The organism is Paenibacillus sp. USDA918EY, assembly GCF_009870825.1.
Classification (GTDB): Bacteria; Bacillota; Bacilli; order Paenibacillales; family Paenibacillaceae; genus Paenibacillus_AQ; species Paenibacillus_AQ albilobatus.
This window is the reverse complement of record NZ_WTWY01000001.1, coordinates 668244-690415: the sequence shown is the minus strand read 5'-3', so window position 1 is coordinate 690415 and position 22172 is coordinate 668244. Positions and strand designations below refer to the sequence as shown.

Sequence of the window (22172 nt, the reverse complement as noted above, 5' to 3'; positions counted from 1 at the left end):
TTATCTCTATTCGTATCTCAACGCTTCGATCGGGTCCAGCTTCGCCGCTTTTCTTGCCGGGAACACCCCGAAAATCATGCCGATGCACGCCGAAAACAACGTGGCCAGCAGCACGGAGTTCAGCGATACCGCCGTTTGGATGCTCATGAAATGGCCGACCAGCTTCGAGCCGCCAAAACCAAGCATGACGCCGACGATGCCGCCGAAAATGGCCAGCGTAACGGATTCGACGAGAAATTGGGCCAAAATCGTACCTTCCTTCGCCCCGATCGCTTTCCGGGTGCCGATCTCCCGGGTGCGCTCGGTGACGGACACCAGCATGATGTTCATGATGCCGATTCCGCCGACAAGGAGCGAAATGGCCGCAATGCCGCCGAGGAACAGCGTCAGCGTCTTCGTCACGCTTTGCGCCGAGGACAGGACGTCCTCCTGGCTTTGAACTTTGAAGTCATCCTCGGCGCTGCCAAGCTTGTGGCTTTGCCGCATCGTGTATTCGATCAGCGCGATCGTGCTCTGCATCGCCTCCGGCGAGTCCGCTTCCACCAGAATTTGGCGGAGGCCGTTCCTTGAGCTGCCGGACATGAAGCGGGACTGCACGGTCGTAATCGGCGCGATGGCGGTGTCATCCTGATCCATGGAGCCCGAGGAGCCTTTCGATTTGAGCACCCCGACGACGCGAAACGGGATGTCGTTGATTTTGACGATGCTGCCGATCGCATCAAATCCCGCATTTCCGAACAAGTTTTCGGCCGTGGTGGCGCCGAGGACGACCACCTTGGCTTTATCCGTCACTTCATCCTCGGTAAAAAAGCGGCCGATATCCGTTTCCCATGATTTGATGTCCGCATAATTCGGCGAGGTTCCGATTACGCTGGTTGACGTAACATTTTTTCCGTTTCTGAATTGTCCGCTCGCCTGCGTGACCGGCGCGACGTATTTGACGGTATTGATCTTGGAGAGCGGGTCGGCGTCCGTCAGCTTCAGCATGCCGCTGCCGCTTCCCCCGCCAGCCTGTTGCCCCGACGAAGATGCGGTCACCGTGATCAGGTTGGAGCCGAGGCTTTGGATTTGGCTGGTCACCTGGTTGTTTGTCCCCTGACCGATCGAAATCATGGCGATGACTGTCGCGACGCCGATCATGATGCCCAGCATCGTCAAAAACGAGCGGAGCATATTGCTTTGCAAACTCCGAAACGACAGCTTCAGCAGTTCCATCATATTCATAGCGAAACACGCTCCAGGTTCGGCCGGTCCGATTCGATTTTTCCGTCCCGGAACCAAATGATCCGTTTCGTATGCGCCGCGATTTCCGGCTCGTGCGTCACCAAAACGATCGTATTGCCGCTGTCGTTCAGCTGCTTGAAAATCCCCATGATTTCTTCGGATGAAGCCGTATCGAGGTTGCCTGTCGGCTCGTCCGCCAATATAATCGCAGGTTCGTTCGAGAGCGCCCGGGCAATGGCCACGCGCTGTTGCTGCCCGCCGGACAGCTCGTTCGGTTTATGGTGCATCCGGTCCTTTAAGCCGACCAGCTCCAGGCAATATTCCGCCCGTTCGCGCCGCTCCTTTTTGTTTTTTCCGGCGTACAGAAGCGGCAGCTCCACGTTTTCGATCGCCGAGGTCCGCTTCAGCAGGTTGAAGTTTTGAAATACGAAGCCGATTTTTTGGTTGCGGACCGCCGACAGCTGTTTGGCCGACGCGGAACCGATCCGGATTCCGTCCAGGACGTACGTGCCGGAGGTCGGTTTATCCAGGCAGCCGATCACGTTCATCATGGTGGATTTTCCGGAGCCGGACGGGCCCATGATGGACACAAATTCGCGCGGCTCGATGTGCAGCGATACGCCTTTTAACGCATGGACCCTCATCTCGCCGGAGGCGTATATTTTGTCCACATGCTCAAAAGTAATCATTGGCCGCCACCCCCGGCGGCGCCGTTTCCTTGGCGCATGCCGCCTCCGCTGCGGCCCGACTGCTGGAACTGCTGTCTTCCTCCGCCCATTTCGCCGCCGAATCCGCCAAAACCTCCAAAGCCGCCTTGCATCATCGAAGAAGACGTTCTGGACGAGGACGAAGTTGTCATCGTAATGCTGACCTTGTCACCTTCCGCCAAGCCGGAAACGACCTCCGAGCTTACCCCGTCATCCAGGCCGGTCGCAATTTCTTTTTGTTCCGTTTTGCCGCCCGTTTCCACCATGACGATCTTTCGGCCGCCAAACGATTTGATCGCCGCATCCGGCACGGTCAGCACATCCTTTTTCCCGTCGGTGATGATCGCAATCGTTGCGCTAAGGCCCGGAATGAGTTTATCGGCATTGTCCTGGCCCGGAGTGATTTCTACGGTCACCGGAAACGTGACCAGCCCGCTGCTTTGAACCTCGCCGAGAACCGCCTTGCTTGTGACCTTTCCTTTTAACGTCACGCCCGCCAGCGCGTCGAACGTGACACGGACCTCTTGACCGACCTTGACGTCCGTAATATCGGTATCGTCGATGGAGGCGGAAATTTTATAATTGCCCTCGGTGGAAAACATCGAAACCGCGGCGGCCGTATCCCCGGAAGGGTATTCCCCGGCTTTGACGTTGACCGCCGACACGATTCCGTTAAACGGAGCGTAGATTTTGGCTCCCGCCAGGTTGGCCTTCGCATCGCTTAAGCCCGCCTCCGCCTGCGCCACATTGGCTTTGGCCATGGCAAGGTCGCTTTCCTCCGGTCCCTTTTGCAATTTGTTCAGCTGCTGAACCGCCTGATCATATGCCCGCTTGGCGTTTTGGGCTTTGCTTGCCGCCGTCTTGACCGCGGCGTCGGAGGAATTTGCGCCGTTTTGCTGCGCCGCCGCCTGCTTGTACGCATTTTGGGCGTTTTCCAGCGCCACCTGAGCGAATAAGACTTGGGATTGATCCGTGCCTTGCTTGGCTTGATCCAGCTTTGTCTGCGCATTGACAACGGCGGTTTTCGCTTGATCCAGCTGCTGCTGGACATATGACGGATCCGCCTGCTTTTTGGCTTCCGCCAGATCGCTTTGCGCGCTGTCCCAATCCGCTTTCGCCTGGGATACTGCATACTTCTGGTCCGCTATCGTATCCGCATCCGTTCCTTCCTCGAGGCTCCTCAGCTTGGCGGCCGCACTCTCAACATTCGCTTGAGCGGACAAAAGCGAGTTTTGCAGCGCGGTGGTGTCCATTTCGGCGAGCAGCTGGCCTTTTTGTACCTTATCGCCGGGGCTCACGTGAACTTTGGTCACCTTGGATTTTCCGCTAAAGGAAAGGTTGACGGAATCTGAAGCTTCCACGTTCCCCGAAGAGGTAACGGTTTTTGAAAGATCCCCTTTCTTGACCTCGTATGTAATCGTCGCCGTTTCCGCTTTAGGTTTCGCCGCGCTTTTCTGGACAAAATAAGTCCCCCCCGCTCCGATCACGACGACGCAGCCGCAGATGATTAATACGTTCCTAGCCACCTTGTTCATTCATCTTCATACTCCCTTCCCTTGAATGATTATGATCGTAGCACCGCCAGCTTAAAGAAAACTTAACTGCGGTTGCGGAGAAACCAAACCCTGACCGGCCCCTAAGAAAAAAGAAAAAACGGCTTCAGGATTATACCCTCAGCCGTTTTGTTCAATTTGTGTTCATAGATTCGCCGTAAAAAGCTCCCTTCATCCAAACCGCAGGGCTGGATTGCGCCGGGCGCAGCAGCCGTCCTAGCTTCTTTTTCGGTCGCCCAACACAATATACACCCCGGTGTCGTCGATTTCCACCGGATACCCCCGCAGCTTTGCATCGCTGCCGGCAGCCAGGTGGCGGCCGCTCTTCAGGTCGAACTCCCAGCCGTGCCACGGGCAGCGCAGCACTTGATCGTCCATGCCGTATGAATAATCGTACACGCCGGAAGGGAGCCGGGTCCCTCGAATCACTCCCGCGCATACCGGCGCCGCCGCATGCGGGCAAACGTTAAGCCACGCATAGTATTCGTCTTCGATTCGAAACAAACCGATTTCCATCTCTTTTACTTTTACGATACGTTTGCCGCCGCTGCTGAGCTCATCCGGCTCCGCCGCTTTTACCCTCATACAGGATCCTCCCCCTTATGCTCGGAAGGGATCGGGAAGCCGTACAACTCCGCCGCGTTATACCCTAGAATACGCTCTTTCAATCCCTGCGGAAGACCCCTCAGCACAACTTTCGGATTGTCGAAGTCCCAATGAGGGTAGTCGGACGAAAACATGGCGATCCGTTCGGCATGCATCATCTGAAAGATCTGCAGCAAATGCTCCGGTTTCTGCGGTTCTTCGATCGGCTGCGTTGTCACACGAACATGCTCTACAATATACTCCGACGGCAGCCGCTTGAGCCATGGCGCGGAATCGCGCAGCGCTCTGTAGTTTTTGTCCATGCGCCACATCAAATGGGGCAGCCAGCCTATGCCGCCTTCAATCGCTATAAATTTGAGCTTCGGATATTTTTCGAACACCCCTTCGCACACCAGGCTGTTGATATGGGTCATGAAATTCGCCGGCAAAATATTATGCCATTCCATATACCGGGTCGGGTACCCGGAAGGTGTCGGCGCGCCGGCAATCCCCTTCCCTTCGGTGCCCGGATGAATGGCGACCGGCAGACCATTCCGTTCCGCCGCTTCATAGATCGGGTGGTAGAAGCGGTTGCCGTACGGCATTCGCGCTCCGCTTCCCATCACGATCTGCACCATGCCCGGATGCGCTCCCATCCTGTCGATCTCTTTGACGGCTTCGGCCGGATCGGAATGGTTGATCTGAATCGAACCTTTGAATTTCGGACTGACGCCGAGCCAACGGTCCACCAGCCAATCGTTAAAGGCGGAAGCCAAGGCATTCGCATAGTCCGGATCGGCGTGAAGAGAGAGGCCTTGCTCTCCCCCGCCGGTCAGTATGGCATAATCGATGCCGAACGATTCCATATAATGCCGCAGGACAAAATGCGGATCGCTGCCGGCAGCCCCGCCGTTTTCGGGCCTTGCGTCCTGACGCATCACGCCGACGGGCGAATAATACTGCCCATGCACGCCGACCCCGCTTTCGAGCCATTGCTGATGCCATGCTTTCGGCAAATAGGCCAACAAGTCCTCCGGCTTGCCGATGGAATTATGGACGTCGGCATCAACGATAAACGATGCGGATCGCATTCCATGCCCTCCTTTTGATTTGAATCTTATCGCTTACTTCGAACCGTACGTACGGGTATACGCCGTGTTGTACATATTCAACAATTCATCGGCGCCGAGCTTCTTCAATTGATCCAAAAACTGCTGGTAATTCGCGTCGGTAATCGGCGTTTTGCCTGTAACGAATTCCGTAATTTTCTGCTCCAAAAACTTGGTGAGCGGGGTCAGCTTCGATTTTTCCAGGTCGAGCTCTTCCGTCGTCTTCACGATTGCCTTAGGCGCGGGGATGATGAACTTTTCGTAGCTTTTGTTGATCTCCTTGCTTTTGTCGTCGAGGCCTCTCTCCCACGTTTCGCGCGCAAGCGCATTGTTCAGCGAAATGTTGTCGTACCATGCGCCGAAATCGCGGCGCAGCGGCACATAAGGGCTCGCTCCGAACTCTTTCATGAAGACGGGTTTTCCGTCCTCAAGCGTATACGATTTGCCTTCGATGCCCAGCGATAAATATTTGGTGCCTTCTTCGCTCACCAGATAGTCAAGGAATTTGACGGCCCGCTCCTTGTCCTTCACTTTTGCCGAAATGGCCCGCCCCGACGATCCGACGACCGGACGGGAAAACTGGTAGCTCTGAATGCCGTCCGCGGCAATTTCGGGAAGCGCATCCAGATTGTAATCCGCCGTCCCGGACTGCTTCGCTTTGTCGATCATCGGGTTCACTTCCGCCTTCCAGTAGTACGTTACGGTCGACTTCCCTTTTAAGAAGCGCTCTTCCCACTGCTCCGGGGTCAGCAAATAAAATTCGGGGTCGAGCAGCTGCTCCGTGTACAACTTATTCATAAATATAAGCGCATCTTTGTACCCGCTGTTGTACGGCGAGAACTCGTATTTGTCACCTGTCGGGCTTAGATTGAAAAAGCCGGATATACCCGTAAATATTTTTCCGAAAACGGTATACATTCCGGTATCCCCCGTCACCGGGGTATTGAAGCTGAGCGGGAAGCTGTCAGGCTCTTTCGCCTTCAAATCTTTCAGGAATTGATAAAATTCATTCAAATTCGTCGGCGCCTTCAGGTTGTATTTATCCATCAAATCTTTCCTCGCCATCCAAATATAATTGAAGCCTTTCCCCGCGGGGTCGCCTTCGAGCACAGGAACGTCGTAGAGGCCGCCGTCCGCGCCGGTCGCCACGGCTTTTGCTTCGGGATAATTATCGTAGAACTTTTTAAGGTTGGGCGCGATATCCAAATAGTCTTTCAAGTTCAGGAACACTTTCTCCGGCCCGTTCTCCCTGGCCTCTTGATTCGTCGGCTGACTAAAATCGGTGACCGAGTTGGTGGCGATCATAATCTGCCGTTTCTCCGTCAACCCTTCCTGGCTGACGACCTGCCAATCCACCTTGACGCCCGTCTTTGCTTCGATCTGCTTGAAAATCTCCCAGTCGTCCTTTACCTTTCCTTCCGGGCGGTCGTAGACGAGCCAGGAGAACGTAATCGGTTTTTGCGAGCCTGCGCCCCCTTCACCCGCCCCTTCTTGGGTCCCGCCCTTTCCGCTGCAGCCTGCGGTCAAACCGCCCAGCATCACGGCGACAAGCATGATGGCCATCGTTCTTTTTCCCATTTGTTTATACCCTCCTTTTATTGGCATCGGTTATAGAAATAGATTCCGGTGGAATCTACGGCTACCCCTTGATCCCGCCGATCATGGCGCCCTGGACGAAATATTTTTGAATGAACGGATATACGCATAAAATCGGCACCGTAGCGATCGTGATCATGGCGTATTTCAACGTTTCTATATAATCCGTGTTTCCTTCGCCCTGTACATTGGAGCCGGCGATAATAATGTTTCGCAGCATGATCTGCAATGGGTACATGTTCCGATCGTTCAAATACAGCAGCGCATCGAAAAACGAGTTCCATTGATTGACGGCGGTAAACAAACCGATGGAGACGAGTACCGGCAGAGAAAGCGGCAGCACAATCCGCAGAAACACCTGCATCATGCCGCAGCCGTCCATGGTGGCGGCATCTTCAAGCTCTTCCGGCAATGCTTCGAAAAAGGTGCGCATGATAAACAAATACCAGGTGCTGACTAACGACGGCAGCACGATCGCCCAGATCGTATTGAGCAAGCCCAGTTTCTGCACGACAAGGAAGGTCGGAATCATCCCTCCGCCGAACATCAACGTGAAAGCCGCGAGAAGAAGTATCAACCGGCGGCCTGGTAGCCACCTTTTGGCTAGCGGGTAAGCCATGGCGGATGTGACGGCGAGCGATAAAAAGGTTTGAACGGCGGTATAACGAATCGTGTTCCAATAGCTGATCCATAAATCCGGGTTGCCGACGAGCCGTTTGTAAGCAGCCAGGGTGACCGCCTTTGGCCAGAGGACGACCCGCCCGCTCATGACCATAGCGTTGTCGCTGATGGAAGCGGAAAACACATATACGAGCGGATAGACCATGACGATCACGAGGACGATCATGAGGAAGATATTGACGGCGTCAAACAGCCGGGAGCCGAAGCTTTCCTTGATTTTCATTTCCCCGCCCCCTTCACCATAGACTCGTGTCCGAAAATTTCTTGACGACGCGATTCGCCGCCACGACCAGCACGAAGCCGATCACCGACTGAAACAAACCGACAGCCGTAGCGAAGCTGAAGTCGGCCGACAGGATGCCGCGCCGGTAAATGAACGTATTGAGGACGTCCGCGGTCTCGTAAGTCATCGGATTGTACAACAAAATGATTTTTTGAAAGCCGGTTTCCATAAAGTGACCGAGCGTCAGGACAAACAGGACGATCATAACCGGAATCATGCCGACCAAAGTCACATGGCGCATTTGTTGAAACCGATTGGCGCCGTCGATTTTGGCGGCCTCGTACAAGGTCGGATCGACCCCGGCAATGGCAGCCAAGTACAATATCGTGCCCCAGCCGATCGTTTGCCATATTTCCGAGCCGACGTAAATCGTACGGAACCATTCGGGTTGTCCCAGAAACAGGACCCGCTCGAATCCGAGCCAGCTGAGCATATGATTGATGATTCCGGTCTGCTGCGACAAAAAGGTAACCATAATGCCGGCGATCACCACGGTTGATAAAAAATGAGGCATGTAACTGACGCTCTGCACGAACCATTTGAACTTCCGGCTTCGAATTTCATGAAACAGCAGAGCAAGGATGATCGGCGCCGGAAAACGGAACAACAGGTCGTACACGTTCAGCATGACCGTATTCCGGATCAGCTTCCAGGCATCCGGCGTGTTGACGAAAAAATCGATGAAATGCTGAAGGCCGACAAACTTGCTGCCCATGATGCCGCGGCCGATCGAGAAATTCTGAAACGCGATGATCACCCCGTACATCGGCACGTATTTGAAGAGGATGTAATACAACATGCCGGGCAGCATTAACAAATATAAGGTCCGGTACTTCTTCGGAAAGAATCGGAGAGAAGCCCCCTTTCCCCTACGCGGGGCAGGCATTCGTGCGTTCGCAGCATCGCTTCGTTCCAATGACAACGGTTCCACCCCCTTTGGCAGGCGTTTGCACGCCACCCATACTGAATCTTTGCCCTGACTATACGGGTTTGGCGAGTCACGGGTAAAGCATCATGTTTTCGGGACGTCTCCGTTTTTGCATCCCGCACCGCAGCGCTACTCGCATGACAAGCGGGCGAAAAAAATGAGACTTCCCAAAAAAAGAAGTCTCAGGATTGATGCATCATGCGATATTTAGCCGGGGTAATTCCTTCATACCTGCGAAAATTACGGATGAACGAATTCCTTCCCCAATAGCCGATTTGTTCTGCGATATCGTCGATTTTCAGATCCGTTTCCAGCAAAAATTGCTTCGCTTTCGAAATCCGGTATTTGGCAATGTATTCCACATATTTCTCACCCACTTCTTCCTTGAACATGCGGCTGAAATGCCCGGCGGACATGTTCATTTGCTCCGCGAAATATTCAATGGAAAGCTCTTCATTATAGTGGTTCTGAATATAGGCCAAAATTTCGGCAAACTGCTGTTTCCGATCCGACGGTTCGATCGTCCGGAACAATGCGCCGTGGATGTCGCGGAACGTTTGCCTCATTTCTTCCCAGGTCACGCAGCGGTTGATGGCGGCAAAAAACTCGGAATAGACCGAAATGTCAAAATCGTTGCGCTCGCTCTCGACGGCGCGGGTCCAAGTGTTCAGCACATCGATGGCTAAATTTTTCATCTGGTGTGCGTTTGTGTTGCTTCGCATTCCGGCGTCCAGCAAGTCGAACACGGACTGGAGCAAGCTTTTGCAATCCCCGGCTTTATACCAATTTAAGATCCGGTTTACTTCATGGGCAGACAAAAAACTGTCGCCTGATATTCTTCCCTTCCACTCCCTTTGTTCGCTGCAAATTTCCGCGCCGGGCTGCAGACTCTTATATTTGAGCATCGAAAGCGCATGGTTGTAAGACTGATGGAGGGCGGCGATCGCGTGAACCGTTTTCCCAATTCCAATGGAAGCTTTGTAATCAGGCTGCTGCAGAAGCTGTTTGATGGCATTCGCCGTCTCCCCAGGATCGCAAAGCCGATTCTCTTCATGATGCAGCACGCAGGCCAATAGATCGGAACGCGTCTGACATACCCAAATCATGGCCGGAGACAGTTTGCGGATCTTCTCCTTCAGCTCGGCCAGCTTAAAAGATTTGGACGTCTCGGACAGCTGGTCCGCGAATGGCGAGTAGTATTGGATTTCAATACAAAGCACCGTTGCGGCTGCAACCGGGTTGTAGGGGAAGGAAATTTCTTTCGCGTAATATCCGATCGACAGGCTGTCGCGGTATTCACCGAGCAATACTTTGACGATAAACTGCTCCCGGACGATCGGAAACATGCCGTCCACCGTCTGTGCCAGCTCTTTGTTCCTCGAGATCAGCAAACGGGAAAACCGTTTGATCATATCGAACTCGTTGCCGTTATGCAAACCGGGTGCATCGCCCAGATGCTGCGATTCCAGCCCGGATTTGATTTCGCGGATCGGGTTGTACAGCCTCCGGCTCAACACGTAAGAAACCAGGCCGCCCACGATGATAAACATGCAAAGCAGCGCGACCGTCATCATACGGATCGTATGAGCCGGCTTCAACAGGGTTTGCAGGTCGATCATGCTCACATAGTACCATGAATCATCGAACCGGGATTTCGTATATGTAAGCGCTTTCCCGTCATCGTTTAAAAATAAATCATGTTCCGGCTTCGTGCGGATCATCGACGCGAACGAATCCGGCCGGAACCCGGACGATCCGTTTGCGATCAGGACGGAGCCGTCCGAGTTGACCAGCATCGTATCCGTCACCCATTTCTCCTGAATGCCCAGTCGTTCGCGAAGCTTATCCTGATCTAAATTCACAACCAAATAGACGTCGGGGCTGCTGCTGTTGAACGGATAGCTCATCATTACGGCGATGTTCGAATGGGTCGAGACGATGTCCCGGGTGTATGGCGGCCTTTCATAAACGGTATGGGATTTGGCAAAAACCATCGACTTCTTGCCGGTAAAATTGGCGAAATACGAGGGGACATCCGTGTCTTTGATCGGGTATTGCTCCCGGAAATACTCATCTTTGCCGTTGTACGTTTTGCCGTCGATGACAAGGTCCTCGTTCGCAAAATACAGGAACGATTTGTACACCAGATTACCAGAATCCAGTTTGTTCATCTGCTGCATAAGCGAATGGATCGATTCATAGCGTTGCTGAAGTTCGGCCGGATTGCCGGTCGATCTCAGAAAGCTCTTGACGCTTACAGCCGACAGCATGTTCACCATATCCCGCTCAAGCGTACCGAAGGTGTCGTCAATTTGCTCCGAGAAATGCTGCATGATGGTGTTGTTTAATGTTTCCGCATCACGCTCGATCAACCGGACGACAAAGAAGTGGGTCAGTACGCTGGCTACGATGACTGGAATGAGAATCAGCGCAAAATAGTTGGCGAAAAGCCGACAAAACAACACAGTGCGATACGTTTGCCAGACACGGTTCACCATGATGACCTCCTAAGTAAAATGTCATAAAACAAACTGAATGATGAAATATTATTTCACCCTATTCTAAACTATTTCGCTACGTTTGTGTTTAAACTTCCCTTACAATCATTTTTTTGAGGCGCATACTTCCCTTCATTTGAAACAGCCCCGCTAACATTTTTGACCATTGACATCTCCTTTTGATCTGCTAAAATCGGTAATACCGATAATTCAAAGCGTTTTACTAGTATTTGAATTCATAGAAAAAGGGGGTTCCCATATGATGTTAACGGGCTTGTTATGCGGCGCCTTGCTGGGATTTGTGATGCAACGCGGCCGCTTCTGCCTGACGGGCGGGTTCAGAGACATGTATTTAACCAAAGATAATCGCATGTTCTACGCCCTGCTGATCGCCATCACGATTCAAAGCGTCGGCGTTTTTGCCCTCATTCAGGCTGGTCTGATTGAATTTAGCGCAGGCGCGTTTCCTTGGGTCGCAACGATCCTCGGATCTTTTATATTCGGGATCGGGATAATCCTTGCCGGCGGTTGTGCGACGGGTACATGGTACCGTGCCGGGGAAGGTCTGATCGGCAGCTGGATCGCGCTTTTTGGTTACATGGCGATGAGTGCGACGATGAAAACCGGAGCGCTTGCCCCAATCAACAATGGAATCAAAAAATTTGACGCACCGGTGAATTCGATTCCGGAAATGTTCGGCCTTTCCGTCTGGCCGTTTATTGCTATTCTTGCCGTTATCACTGTAATTTTTGTCATTCGGCAGCTGCGCAAACCGAAGGTGGCCATTCCGACCATGAAAGCGAAACGTTCCGGTCTGAACCACCTGTTGTTCGAAAAGCGGTGGCATCCGTTTTTTACGGCGATTTTGGTAGGGTTGATCGCTCTTCTTGCTTGGCCGCTCAGCGAAGCGACCGGCCGGATGTCCGGTCTGGGCATAACCACGCCTTCCGCGAATATTTTGCAGTATTTGGTTACAGGGGACAGCGATAAATTCGTGAATTGGGGCATGTTCCTCGTTCTCGGCATTCTGATCGGATCTTTTATCGCCGCAAAAGGCAGCCGTGAATTCCGTTTCAGAGCTCCGGATGCCAAAACGGCGGTCTCAAGCTTCATCGGCGGGATTCTGATGGGCTTTGGCGCCAGCTGGGCCGGCGGCTGCTCCATCGGTAACGGTCTGGTGATGACCGCGATGATGACCTGGCAGGGCTGGGTTTCCCTTGCCTTTATGATTCTCGGTACCTGGACGGCGTCTTACTTCGTTTATGTACGCCCGCGGACCAAAACCAAAACGAATCCAAGTGCGGCGCTTCGCACATCAACAACTTAAGGGAGGATGATCTTATCATGAAACAACAAAAGCTGGCCGTCGTCGGAATGGTATGCCCGTTTCCGTTAATTGAAGCCAAGCAGGCGATCGAAACGCTCGACAGCGGAGATGAACTGGTGATCGATTTTGATTGCACGCAAGCGACGGAAGCCATTCCGCGCTGGGCTGCCGAAGCCGGTCACGCCGTCACGAACTTCGAACAGATAGACGATGCTTCCTGGACGATTACGGTTCAGAAGAAATAAGTGGTTTTAGGCGATTTTCCCCGATAAAAGACGGGCGAAGATCGCCTTTTTATATGTTCTGGGGCGGGCAGCGATTGGAGGAATGCTTCCTTCCGCAGCGTCCTAATAACAGACCAAAGAGCCGCCCACTGGTCAAGATGACTTTTGGGACGGCCCCAAATTTGAAAATATGCGTACTCATGTCCGGTCGATAAAAAACAACACATTCCCATAATGCTTCATAAACCTTTTATAATCCGCCGTTTCTTTTAAAACAATGACGGTTGGATATGCGTTTACTTTGCGTCGTTTTAATGCGGCTAACATTTCTTTTTGCTCGATGCAATAAAATTTGCCTTCTTCATATTGAATCAGGAGAGGCGGAAGATCCGCCGCGTGATCACCCGTTTCATCCGGTTCATCCGCTCCAATTGCATTTCCCCACACCTCTATTCCATCTAGCTGGACAAGACGCAAGGGAAACTTTACGACGCCAAAATAGACATGCTTTTCTTCCATGAAATCATATAATACGGGGTCCGTTTTTAGCGTCAGTTGCAGAAAACATTGGATCCATTCTTCGAGCATCCCGATATTCGTATATTCGACGGCCGATCGTACGGTTGGAGCATACGTCATATGTCCGTCATTTCTCTTCGAATAAATGATTTTCTTGATCGAATCCAAGGATAAAAAATATTCGTCCGCGAGCTCCGAAACGGTCATTCCACCGGCATATTTATTGCGAATCATCCTATTCCGCTTCTGCAATCGATCCCGGTAACCGGTTGCTTCACCCCAGCCCTTCTTTTCCTTTCCGATTGGAATATATAACAGTTTCCCGGCCGCGTATTTTTGGATTTCTTTCAATAGCTTCTCGGGTATGACTTCGCCGGCGTTTTCATACTTCATACGATCACCCTTTATAAGGCGTAGATTCTGTCCTTCAGCTGACTGATCGATGTCATGATGGACGTGCAAGATTCCGTGTCATCGATCGACGCATGCCAACGCAAGGTATCGACCCCTTTATAATACGCCATGCATAAAAATCTTTCTTTAAAATAGGGAATGAAAATGTCCCTTTTTTTGCAATACTCGAACAGCAATTCAGGGATGTGCAAGTAAGGCTTATTTAAGTCCATAATGGCAAAATCCAAAAGGAAATCGCATATGCCGGATCGGCTCCAATCCGGGAAACCGACCGTTGTTTTTCCATCCGTGATCATAATCTCAAAAAACGTATTATTATTGACCAAATACCGTTGTCCTTCACAATAATCGATTCTGGCGGCCATTTCCTTCAAATACGTTTCGACAAAGCCGCGGTCCAACATCGTCGTATCGTAAAGTTCCTTCCAATGAAACCAATATCCTTCCTTCTCTTCCGCAAAGGTGTCGATCAGATATTCCCTGCAGGTTGGATACTCTGTTTTGCAATCCTCGTTGAACTCGCCGTAGCCCTCTACTCCAGTGATATCCGACGCACTAATTTCCAGGATCTTGTCAAAAAAAAGCTCATAACAATCCGCAAATTGGGCCGGGCTTAAGTGATCTGCGAGAAATCCGTTTGGCGTCATGCTTACTTGATCCGATAACATCGACTTAATGATACTGTCTTTACTCATATCCATATCCCCTTTTTTATATTGAAGATTTTGCAAAATCCTCATATTAACAATGGTTGCGCGCACCTGATATTGGTAATGATACCATCGGCCTTGATGCGGAGATAGGCAATGAATAAGTTTAGTCAACTTTACACTCCCGGGCATCATGATTTCAAAATCCTGCGTGAATTGTTCTCCTCCGGAAAAGCAAAACCGCCCAGGCTGTCGCCGGGACGGCTTTGCAAAGTTATGGCAGCCTCAAGCCTTCGATCATCTTGAAGCGGCGGTGCAGCCGGGCAGTCCGACAGTCTGGGCATTTCAGCTTTTGATTGCGCCGGCGGCAATGTCCGAAATGAACTGTTTGCTGACGAACAGGAACAAAATGATCAGCGGTACCACCGCAAGCAGCGTACCGGCGATGACCATCGAATAGTCCGTGGTGTAAATGCCGTTCAAGGAAGACAGGGCCACCTGCAGCGTAAACTTGCTTTCGTCGTTCAAAATGATGAGCGGCCACAGGTAATCGTTCCACGCGCCGATAAACGTAAACGCGCCCAGGAAGGAAAGGGCCGGCCGCAAAATCGGCAAGGCCACGTTCCAATAGAGCCGGAAAAAGCCGCAGCCGTCGATCCGTCCCGCGTCGAGCAGTTCGGTAGGCACGGATTCCTCGGCATATTGCCGAATCCAGAATATTCCGAACGCGTTCGCCATGCCCGGGATGATCAGTGCTTTGAAGGTGCCGACCCAGCCGAACTTCGCCATAATGACGAAAGACGGGACAAGCGAAAGCTGCGCCGGAGCCATCATCGTCGCTAAGAGCAGGACGAACAGCCATTTTTTGCCCGGAAATTTGAATTTGGCGAACGTATAACCGGCGAGCGAATCGAAGAACAACACCAGCACGGTGCTGCACCCCGCCACGAACAGCGTGTTCAGGAAAGCGCCGAAGAAATCGATGTTTTGCAGGACCCGCGAAATGTTGTCGATCAGGTGGGTCCCGAACCAAAACTTGGGCGGGAAGCTGTAAATCTCCGCCGTCGTGCGCGTAGACATGACCACAAGCCAATAAAACGGAAAGACGGAAATGATGAGTCCAACGATCAAACCGAAATAGAGCAGGATCGATTTTCGGATAGCCATGCGATGCACCCCCGTTTATTCGTCTTTGGCGCCGCCGCCCTGAACGACCCGCCAGTTGAAGATCGAAAACAGGGCGATCAGGATGAACATTCCCCAGCCGACGGCCGAACCGTAACCGAAATAGTTGTTCACGAAAGCTTCGCGGTACAAATACAGCACGATCGTCAGGCCGCCGCCGCTGACGCCGCCGTCATTGCCGACCAGCACCTGGGATTCGGTGAAAATTTGCATGCCGCCGATCGTCGACGTAATGACCGTAAACAAAATGATCGGCCGCAAATTCGGGATCGTGATGCGAAAAAAAGCCTGAACGCCTGTGGCGCCGTCGATTTTGGCCGCTTCGTACAATACGGTCGGAATGCTTTGCAGGCCGGCAAGATAAATGATCGCGTTATAGCCGACCCAGCGCCAGATGACCATCACGGACACCGCCAGCTGAATGCCCCACGTTTTGTTCAGCCATTCCACGGGCGAGATGCCAAAGAGCGAAAGCAAATAGTTCAGCAGACCGTAGTTGTTGGAAAACAGCGTGCTGAACACGATGGCTACGGCGACGAGCGAAGTGACGTTCGGAAGGAAATAGCCGATCCGGAAAAACGTCCGGAATTTGACGAAGGACGCATTCAGCAGAAACGCCACGATCAGCGCGAAAAACAGCATCGGAATCGTGGAATAGATCCAGATCAGCAGCGTGTTGCCGACCGCCTTCCAAAATTCGGGATCGGTGACCATGAACCGATAGTTGTTCAGCCCGTTAAAGGTCATTTCGCCGATGCCGTCCCATTTTTGGAAAGAAAGATACATCGAAAACAAAATCGGAAACAGTCCGAACACCGCAAACAAAATGTAAAACGGAGAAATCGCCAGGTACTCTTTCCGGTGCTTCCATATTTCGGACGCCAATCCCGTCTTCCGCCCCATAGGCTGCATGGAGCTTCCCGGATCGAAATGAGTTTGCTTCTGTAAAGGTTCACCCATAAGACTCAACCTCCATTGTCGATGATGGTATGATCGTTTACCGCAGCAGCTCCTTTTTGACCCTGGAGAGCGCGTCTTCCCATGCCTGATCCGAATTTTTGCCCTGAATCGCGACCGCCGACAGCTCCCGGCTGACGATGCCGTTCAGGTTGGCGTATTTCGTCCCGAAATAGGCCGGTTTCACATGGCGTGCGGACTCCGAAAAGATTTCGCCGGTCACCTGGCCGCCGAAAAAATCTTCTTTTTGTTTCATGACGTCGGAATCCAGCGCTTTCACGGCGGACGGGAACAGGTTGAGTTCTTTCATGGCGGTTACCTGGTTCTCCGGATTTTCGAGCCATTTGATAACGTCAAAAGCTTCCTGCGGATGTTTGCTCGTTTTCATGATGGCCAGAAAGGATCCGCCGTTGTTGCCGTCCCCTCCCGGTGCCCTTGCAACGCGCCACTTCCCTGAAGTGTCCGGAGCCGCCTGCATCAGAATTTCCTTGCACCAGACCGCGCCGACGAACGACGCTATCTTTCCATTGTTCGCCGCGGCGTTCCATTCGGAGGAGAAGGTGCTCGCATTGGCCAGCAGCCCCATTTGGGATGCTTTGACGGCGAGGTCCCATGCTTTTTTCATGGAAGAAGAAGGATTTTCGCCTATGAAGTTTTCGTTTTTATCAAAATAGATTTTGTCCGACTGGGCATTCACCTGGGTATAAATGTTGCCGATGTTGTCCGTAAACTTGACCTTGCCTCCCAGTGCGTCCTGCAGCTTTTTGCCTGCGGCGAAATAATCGTCCCAGGTTCCCATCAGCTTGTGGACCTCTTCCGGATCGCTCGGAAGCCCGGCCTGTTCGAACAGATCGGCCCGGTAAAATAATGCGGTAGGACCGGTATCCATCGGCAACGCGATCATTTTCCCTTCCGGCGTCACGCCCAGTTTCCATTTCCAATCCAGGTAATCCTGCTCGATGTCTTTGGCGCCGAGTTCGTACAAATCGTAAAAACGGTCGGCGCTTGGGAACAGCTCCGTTACCCAGTCGTTAAAGGCTACGATGTCCGGTCCGCCGGTGCCCGCCGCCAGCGTCGTTTTCAATTTGGATTTGAAATCGCCGCCGATCTTTTGGGCGTTGAGGCGAATACCCGGAAACTGCTTCTGGACCGATTTGATGAGGTTGTCATCGATGCTTCGGTTCCAGTACCACAAAGTAAGCGTTTTCACATTTTCGTTAGATGAAGAACCTCCTGAACACCCGCTAACCATGAGAACGACAAGCAATAGACACGTGAACGACATGCATAATTTTTTCAATCGCTTCGGCCTCCCATCGCTGGCTTATGGTAATGCAGTTTTTACATCATCACTCCTTTGGACAAAGCTTTTATGATTAATATGTATGAAACATTATAAGCATTTAACATCGTTTTTGAAACAGGGTGGAAAAAATTTAATCTTCTAAGCGTCGGTAAGGGATCCTCTTATTCATCTTACAAATTTTTCAAGACTTTCGGGTTGGTAGACATAGATTAATACAGTGGGTACAATGTGAAAAGAAGGCACTTTTCGGTTCGTCGCGAACCCGAAGGTGCGTTAGGAGGTGGAATTGATGGAAAACATGAAAGCAGCGGAACCCGCATTTTCGGTAACGTCCTGCACGGCTCGGCGCGTACTGGAAATCGTTTCGAATAAATGGCCCGTCCTCATCATTTTCGTATTGGAAAAAGGCGCTAAGCCTTACGGTCAGCTGCAGCGCAGCATCGCGGACATTTCCCCAAAAATGCTGACCCAGACGCTCCGCCAGCTGGAGCGGGACGGCCTTGTTGAGCGCGGCGTCCTTCCGGAGGTTCCGCCTGTGGCGGAATACGCTCTGACTCCGCTGGGAGCGAGCCTGATCCCCTACCTGCGCCATCTTAACCATTGGATGAACGAGCATTATCCTCAAATCGAACAAGCTCGGAAAGATTACGATGCGAAAGAAAGATTTCGGGAAGACAAAAGCACGCGGACCGTTTAGGTATGCGTGCTTTTTTGGATGCATGGACGATTTTTCATGCCGCATGATGCCAACCGCCCCGCACGGCGGCCTGCTGACGGTCACGCCGGTTATTGCCCGGAGCCCGCTTTCGAGATTTCGGTCAAAACGAGCTGCTTCAAGGAAGCGTCTCCTTCGATCGCCTTTTCCTCGTATTTAAACTCGACCTGCTGGTCGGGTGCGATCGCTTCTACGGCAGATTTCAGCTTTTCGCCGAATTGAAAAGCCATCGGGCTGCCGTCCACGATAATTTCGACGGTATGCGGATCCGCAAGTCCGGTAAAGCTGCCTTGTCCCTGCTTGACGACCGGGGTCTCCTCTCTCGGCGGTTGCTCAGGGTTCGGGGGAGTCGCCGGCTTTTCCGCTTGCTGCTCCGGCTGCTGGGCAGCTGGCCGATCTTGTCCCTCCGGCTCTGGTTTGTCACCGCATGCCGCGATCGCAAAGATCAGCAACGCGGCCAGCGAAACGAGGCTTAACTTCATTGTTTTGTTGTGCATGCGCAGTGCCACCTCCTTCTTCTTCTGACGGGAAACCGCTTGTCCAGGTTTCATGGTCAAGTTTCATAGGTTTTACCCGATATGGCGCCCATCATAACAAAAAGGCCCGCTCGGCAGCCGTGAAGGCCGCAGGCGGGCGTATCATTTTATCGGGCGGCTTTTCCCACGATCGGACGATCCTCATCCGCTTCGAAGGAAACGTTGAACTTGTGGTCGATCTTTATATCCTCTTCACCGAACCTTACCTCCATCGTGATGCAAAACGGGGTTTCCACGCCCCGGATCGAAAGCAGAAGTTGATCCGGCGCTTTCCATGTGAAGCTGGAGGCGGTACGGGTGTCTCTTCCGCCGAACACGGGCGATTGTCCCATAGCCCAGCTCTGGCGCCCTAACGTGATGATTTCGTCGCCCTCTTCTTTTTCAAAAGTCAGGCAGGCGGAGTCTTCGCCAAAATCGATGCGGAAGCTTTGCAGCGAAAACCGATTTTCCTCCAAATCATAGATTTTGCCGCCGATTCGAGCCTCCATGTCGGATCGCGGTTCAAATCCGGGCATGTCCAGGCGCAGCTTCGCGAGACGTTCCTGCAGTTCGGATAACCTTTCATCTTCCTGGACCGGTTCAGGCAAAAATGCATCCAGCAGATGTTCCCATACGCAATTGAGGACGCCTTGAAGATCCCCGGTTCCGGCCGTGATCGCAACTACCGCGTCCTGCTCCGGCAGCACGATGCAAAATTGCCCGAAAGCGCCGTCTCCGCGGTAAACGCCGTGGCGGCAGCGCCAGAATTGATACCCGTACCCTTGCGCCCAGTCGCTGTCTCCACCGTCTCCGTTCGAAATCTGCTTGCCGGTGGCTTCTTCGATCCAATCCTCTTCAATGAGCCGTTTTCCGTGCCATACCCCTTTTTGCAGGTAAAGCTGCCCGAACTTTGCGATATCTTCGGTGGTTACGCTCAAGCCGTACCCCCCGGTATGTATGCCTCGGGGACAAGTTTCCCATGTCGGACCCAAAATGCCCAGCGGCTCGAACAAGCGGCTCTGCAAATAGTCGAGCAAACGCTGTCCCGAAGCCTTCTGCAGAATGGCTGAAAGCATGTATGTCGCTCCGGTGTTGTACAGAAAATGAGTGCCCGGTTCATGCGGAACCGGCAGCGCAAGAAACGCTTTGGCCCAGTTACCGTCCTCGGCATCATGGAGCGCGTCCGTCGTGTCCTTGTCATGGCCTGTCCCCATCATCAACAGATGGCGGATTTTCATGGCCGCAAGATTCTCCGATACTTCCGAAGGCAAGTCTTCCGGGAAATACGAGACGACCGGATCGTCAAGCGTTAACAGCCCCTCATGAACCGCCATGCCGATCGCCGTTGAAGTAAAGCTTTTGCTTAACGAAAAAAGCATGTGCGGAAGCTCGGGCGCATAAGGGTCCCACCAGCCCTCCACCGCCACGTGTCCGTGCCGGAGAAGCATAAAACCGTGAGCTTCTAGCCCTCGTTCCTGAAGCGCATCGAGGAACCCGATTACCTTTTCCGAGGATATCCCCAACTCTTCCGGGCTTTTTCTTGGCAGCGACGTTTCCGTTTTCTGCATACATCCACTCTCCCTTATATTGAAGTGGCATTGCTTTTGGCATTTCACTTCCATTATACACCAATTGCGCAGCGCTTTTTGGCTTAAAATCGAAAGCGATTATATGGATTTCGGGTTATAATAGGGATTGCCTCTTCGGAGCATCATTCCTGTAAGAGATTTTCAACGAAACCGGAGGATAAAGCCATGAAAAATTTCAATCGCATGCTGGAAAAATACGCCGAGCTGGTTGTCAAGGTCGGAGTAAACATTCAACCGGGGCAGGTGCTGCTTGTGCAGGCGCCGCTCGAAACCGCCGACTTTACCCGTCACGTCGTCGCCAAAGCCTACGATGCGGGCGCAAAATACGTGCAGGTCGATTGGGATGACGAAAAAATAACGCGTATCCGCTACGAAAAAGCTCCGGACGATTCGTTCGGCTTTTATCCGAAGTGGACGGCCGACATGATGGAGCAGCTTGCCGAAGGCGGAGGCGCCGTATTACATATCAAAGTGCCGGATCCGGAGCTGTTCCGCGGCATCGATTCTTCCAAAGTGTCCACCGCCGTGAAAGCCGCCGCGGTCGCCCGCGAAAAATACCAGGCTTACGTGCGCAGCAACAAAGTGACCTGGTCGCTGATCAAGGCGCCGACGAAAGCTTGGGCGGACAAAGTGTTCGCCGACCTTCCGGAGGACGAGCGCGTGCCTGCCATGTGGGAGGCCGTGTTCCAAATGAACCGCGTCACCGAAGACAACGATCCGGTCGCCGCCTGGAAGGAGCATATCCGGACGCTGAAGGAAAAGCAGGAGCACATGAACAACAAACGGTACAAGGCGTTTCATTACCGCGCTCCGGGCACGGATTTGCATGTCGACATGCCTGACGGTTATCTCTGGCTCGGCGGGGGCGACTACAACGAAGCAGGGAATTATTTCGTCGCCAACATGCCGACGGAAGAAATCTATACGATGCCGCACCGGACCGGCGTCAACGGCACCGTAACCAGCACGCTTCCGCTGAACCTGAACGGCCGCCTGGTCGAAGGCATCAAACTGACGTTTAAGGACGGCAAGGTTGTGGAATACGACGCGGATTCCGGCCGCGAGCATTTGGCGTCGCTGTTCGAAACGGACGAAGGCGCGTCGTATCTCGGCGAAATGGCGCTCGTGCCGAACGACTCGCCGATTTCGAAAATGAAGCGGGTATTTTTTAACACCGGCATCGACGAAAACGCCTCCTGCCATTTCGCGCTCGGCAGCTCTTACCCCGTGAACATCGAAGGCGGCACGAAGCTGAGCAAGGAAGAGCTCCTCGCCCGCGGCGCCAATGTCAGCCTGACCCACGTCGATTTTATGGTCGGCTCCGCGGCGCTCGAAATCGACGGCATTTTGCCGGACGGTACGATCGAGCCGGTATTCCGGAACGGCGTATGGGTGTAACCGGGATGAATTGAGCTTTGCGATATGTTCCAATAACAAAACCCCCTCTTCAGCCGGGAGCCGATTAGAGCGCATCCCTTAGAATAGACATTGGAAAAACCCCTTGTTCATCCGATGAATTCTAAGGGGTGTATTTTTATGTTGATTAAAGGTCAGAAGTTTAAATCTTATTCGGAAGAATTGAGAATGGAAGCTGTTCGATTGCATGT

At 52.6% G+C, this 22172-nt stretch carries 20 protein-coding genes and 1 pseudogene; 4 read left to right on the top strand and 17 right to left on the bottom strand.

Annotation, left to right across the window (positions count from 1 at the left end):
• Positions 1-6: 6 nt before the first annotated feature.
• The 9 genes from GQY55_RS03165 to GQY55_RS03125 form a co-directional block, all read right to left on the bottom strand.
• Entirely contained in the window at positions 7-1224 is a 1218-nt protein-coding gene (locus tag GQY55_RS03165) for an ABC transporter permease (RefSeq protein WP_160038015.1), read from the bottom strand.
• Positions 1221-1913, bottom strand: a complete 693-nt coding sequence (locus tag GQY55_RS03160; protein ID WP_160038013.1) for an ABC transporter ATP-binding protein — start codon at positions 1911-1913, stop codon at positions 1221-1223. Before GQY55_RS03160 ends, GQY55_RS03165 begins: the two co-directional genes overlap by 4 nt.
• Complete coding sequence (locus tag GQY55_RS03155) at positions 1910-3466, bottom strand: HlyD family efflux transporter periplasmic adaptor subunit (RefSeq protein ID WP_160038011.1); 1557 nt, start codon at positions 3464-3466, stop codon at positions 1910-1912. Before GQY55_RS03155 ends, GQY55_RS03160 begins: the two co-directional genes overlap by 4 nt.
• 234 nt (positions 3467-3700) lie before the next feature.
• Entirely contained in the window at positions 3701-4069 is a 369-nt protein-coding gene (locus tag GQY55_RS03150; RefSeq protein ID WP_160038009.1) for a Rieske (2Fe-2S) protein, read from the bottom strand.
• Positions 4066-5160 carry an amidohydrolase family protein gene (locus GQY55_RS03145; protein WP_160038007.1) on the bottom strand — a complete coding sequence of 365 codons (1095 nt, stop codon included), beginning with the start codon at positions 5158-5160 and terminating at the stop codon, positions 4066-4068. The genes GQY55_RS03150 and GQY55_RS03145 overlap by 4 nt, the downstream gene beginning before the upstream one ends.
• A gap of 33 nt (positions 5161-5193) precedes the next feature.
• Positions 5194-6756 (bottom strand): extracellular solute-binding protein, encoded by a 1563-nt coding sequence (locus GQY55_RS03140; protein WP_160038005.1) that lies wholly within the window; start codon positions 6754-6756, stop codon positions 5194-5196.
• 61 nt (positions 6757-6817) lie between these two features.
• Positions 6818-7678: a carbohydrate ABC transporter permease gene (locus GQY55_RS03135; RefSeq protein ID WP_160038003.1), complete on the bottom strand. Its 861-nt coding sequence runs from the start codon at positions 7676-7678 to the stop codon at positions 6818-6820.
• A gap of 13 nt (positions 7679-7691) precedes the next feature.
• Positions 7692-8537 carry an ABC transporter permease gene (locus tag GQY55_RS03130; protein ID WP_236575378.1) on the bottom strand — a complete coding sequence of 282 codons (846 nt, stop codon included), beginning with the start codon at positions 8535-8537 and terminating at the stop codon, positions 7692-7694.
• Between the two features lie 311 nt (positions 8538-8848).
• Complete coding sequence (locus tag GQY55_RS03125; RefSeq protein WP_442953594.1) at positions 8849-11161, bottom strand: helix-turn-helix domain-containing protein; 2313 nt, start codon at positions 11159-11161, stop codon at positions 8849-8851.
• Between the two features lie 262 nt (positions 11162-11423).
• Between GQY55_RS03125 and GQY55_RS03120 the strand changes: the two genes are divergently transcribed.
• Both GQY55_RS03120 and GQY55_RS03115 read left to right on the top strand, forming a co-directional pair.
• Positions 11424-12491 carry a YeeE/YedE family protein gene (locus GQY55_RS03120; protein WP_160037999.1) on the top strand — a complete coding sequence of 356 codons (1068 nt, stop codon included), beginning with the start codon at positions 11424-11426 and terminating at the stop codon, positions 12489-12491.
• Between the two features lie 17 nt (positions 12492-12508).
• Positions 12509-12736 (top strand): sulfurtransferase TusA family protein, encoded by a 228-nt coding sequence (locus GQY55_RS03115; RefSeq protein WP_136605211.1) that lies wholly within the window; start codon positions 12509-12511, stop codon positions 12734-12736.
• A gap of 177 nt (positions 12737-12913) precedes the next feature.
• Here GQY55_RS03115 and GQY55_RS31200 read toward each other — a convergent pair whose 3' ends face one another.
• The 6 genes and pseudogenes from GQY55_RS31200 to GQY55_RS03090 form a co-directional block, all read right to left on the bottom strand.
• A complete protein-coding gene (locus tag GQY55_RS31200; RefSeq protein ID WP_236575418.1) occupies positions 12914-13234 on the bottom strand; it encodes a hypothetical protein in 321 nt (106 codons plus the stop codon).
• A 156-nt stretch (positions 13235-13390) separates the two neighbouring features.
• Positions 13391-13627, bottom strand: a pseudogene (locus GQY55_RS03110) (CD3324 family protein); the annotation flags it as partial.
• Positions 13628-13638: 11 nt separating this feature from the next.
• Entirely contained in the window at positions 13639-14343 is a 705-nt protein-coding gene (locus tag GQY55_RS03105) for a hypothetical protein (protein WP_160037997.1), read from the bottom strand.
• 300 nt (positions 14344-14643) lie between these two features.
• Positions 14644-15465, bottom strand: coding sequence for a carbohydrate ABC transporter permease (locus tag GQY55_RS03100; RefSeq protein WP_160037995.1), 822 nt, complete (start codon positions 15463-15465; stop codon positions 14644-14646).
• A gap of 15 nt (positions 15466-15480) precedes the next feature.
• On the bottom strand, positions 15481-16386 hold the full coding sequence (locus tag GQY55_RS03095; protein WP_236575410.1) for a carbohydrate ABC transporter permease: 906 nt from the start codon (positions 16384-16386) through the stop codon (positions 15481-15483).
• Between the two features lie 94 nt (positions 16387-16480).
• A complete protein-coding gene (locus GQY55_RS03090) occupies positions 16481-17740 on the bottom strand; it encodes an ABC transporter substrate-binding protein (RefSeq protein WP_236575377.1) in 1260 nt (419 codons plus the stop codon).
• A gap of 295 nt (positions 17741-18035) precedes the next feature.
• On the opposite strand from GQY55_RS03090, the gene GQY55_RS03085 reads away from it, so the two are divergent.
• On the top strand, positions 18036-18443 hold the full coding sequence (locus tag GQY55_RS03085; RefSeq protein WP_236575376.1) for a winged helix-turn-helix transcriptional regulator: 408 nt from the start codon (positions 18036-18038) through the stop codon (positions 18441-18443).
• An 89-nt stretch (positions 18444-18532) separates the two neighbouring features.
• Here GQY55_RS03085 and GQY55_RS03080 read toward each other — a convergent pair whose 3' ends face one another.
• Both GQY55_RS03080 and GQY55_RS03075 read right to left on the bottom strand, forming a co-directional pair.
• Positions 18533-18958, bottom strand: coding sequence for a hypothetical protein (locus GQY55_RS03080; protein WP_160037993.1), 426 nt, complete (start codon positions 18956-18958; stop codon positions 18533-18535).
• 146 nt (positions 18959-19104) lie between these two features.
• Entirely contained in the window at positions 19105-20544 is a 1440-nt protein-coding gene (locus tag GQY55_RS03075) for a serine hydrolase domain-containing protein (protein ID WP_160037991.1), read from the bottom strand.
• A 186-nt stretch (positions 20545-20730) separates the two neighbouring features.
• Between GQY55_RS03075 and GQY55_RS03070 the strand changes: the two genes are divergently transcribed.
• Positions 20731-21963 (top strand): aminopeptidase, encoded by a 1233-nt coding sequence (locus GQY55_RS03070; protein WP_160037989.1) that lies wholly within the window; start codon positions 20731-20733, stop codon positions 21961-21963.
• Positions 21964-22172: the final 209 nt, after the last annotated feature.

Coding starts and splice junctions, on each gene's coding strand:
- GQY55_RS03165 (WP_160038015.1), bottom strand. CDS start 1,224: ATGAATATGATGGAACTGCTGAAGCTGTCGTTTCGGAGTTTGCAAAGC.
- GQY55_RS03160 (WP_160038013.1), bottom strand. CDS start 1,913: ATGATTACTTTTGAGCATGTGGACAAAATATACGCCTCCGGCGAGATG.
- GQY55_RS03155 (WP_160038011.1), bottom strand. CDS start 3,466: ATGAACAAGGTGGCTAGGAACGTATTAATCATCTGCGGCTGCGTCGTC.
- GQY55_RS03150 (WP_160038009.1), bottom strand. CDS start 4,069: ATGAGGGTAAAAGCGGCGGAGCCGGATGAGCTCAGCAGCGGCGGCAAA.
- GQY55_RS03145 (WP_160038007.1), bottom strand. CDS start 5,160: ATGCGATCCGCATCGTTTATCGTTGATGCCGACGTCCATAATTCCATC.
- GQY55_RS03140 (WP_160038005.1), bottom strand. CDS start 6,756: ATGGGAAAAAGAACGATGGCCATCATGCTTGTCGCCGTGATGCTGGGC.
- GQY55_RS03135 (WP_160038003.1), bottom strand. CDS start 7,678: ATGAAAATCAAGGAAAGCTTCGGCTCCCGGCTGTTTGACGCCGTCAAT.
- GQY55_RS03130 (WP_236575378.1), bottom strand. CDS start 8,537: ATGTTGTATTACATCCTCTTCAAATACGTGCCGATGTACGGGGTGATC.
- GQY55_RS03120 (WP_160037999.1), top strand. CDS start 11,424: ATGATGTTAACGGGCTTGTTATGCGGCGCCTTGCTGGGATTTGTGATG.
- GQY55_RS03115 (WP_136605211.1), top strand. CDS start 12,509: ATGAAACAACAAAAGCTGGCCGTCGTCGGAATGGTATGCCCGTTTCCG.
- GQY55_RS31200 (WP_236575418.1), bottom strand. CDS start 13,234: ATGGAAGAAAAGCATGTCTATTTTGGCGTCGTAAAGTTTCCCTTGCGT.
- GQY55_RS03105 (WP_160037997.1), bottom strand. CDS start 14,343: ATGAGTAAAGACAGTATCATTAAGTCGATGTTATCGGATCAAGTAAGC.
- GQY55_RS03100 (WP_160037995.1), bottom strand. CDS start 15,465: ATGGCTATCCGAAAATCGATCCTGCTCTATTTCGGTTTGATCGTTGGA.
- GQY55_RS03095 (WP_236575410.1), bottom strand. CDS start 16,386: ATGGGGCGGAAGACGGGATTGGCGTCCGAAATATGGAAGCACCGGAAA.
- GQY55_RS03085 (WP_236575376.1), top strand. CDS start 18,036: ATGGAAAACATGAAAGCAGCGGAACCCGCATTTTCGGTAACGTCCTGC.
- GQY55_RS03080 (WP_160037993.1), bottom strand. CDS start 18,958: ATGCACAACAAAACAATGAAGTTAAGCCTCGTTTCGCTGGCCGCGTTG.
- GQY55_RS03075 (WP_160037991.1), bottom strand. CDS start 20,544: ATGCAGAAAACGGAAACGTCGCTGCCAAGAAAAAGCCCGGAAGAGTTG.
- GQY55_RS03070 (WP_160037989.1), top strand. CDS start 20,731: ATGAAAAATTTCAATCGCATGCTGGAAAAATACGCCGAGCTGGTTGTC.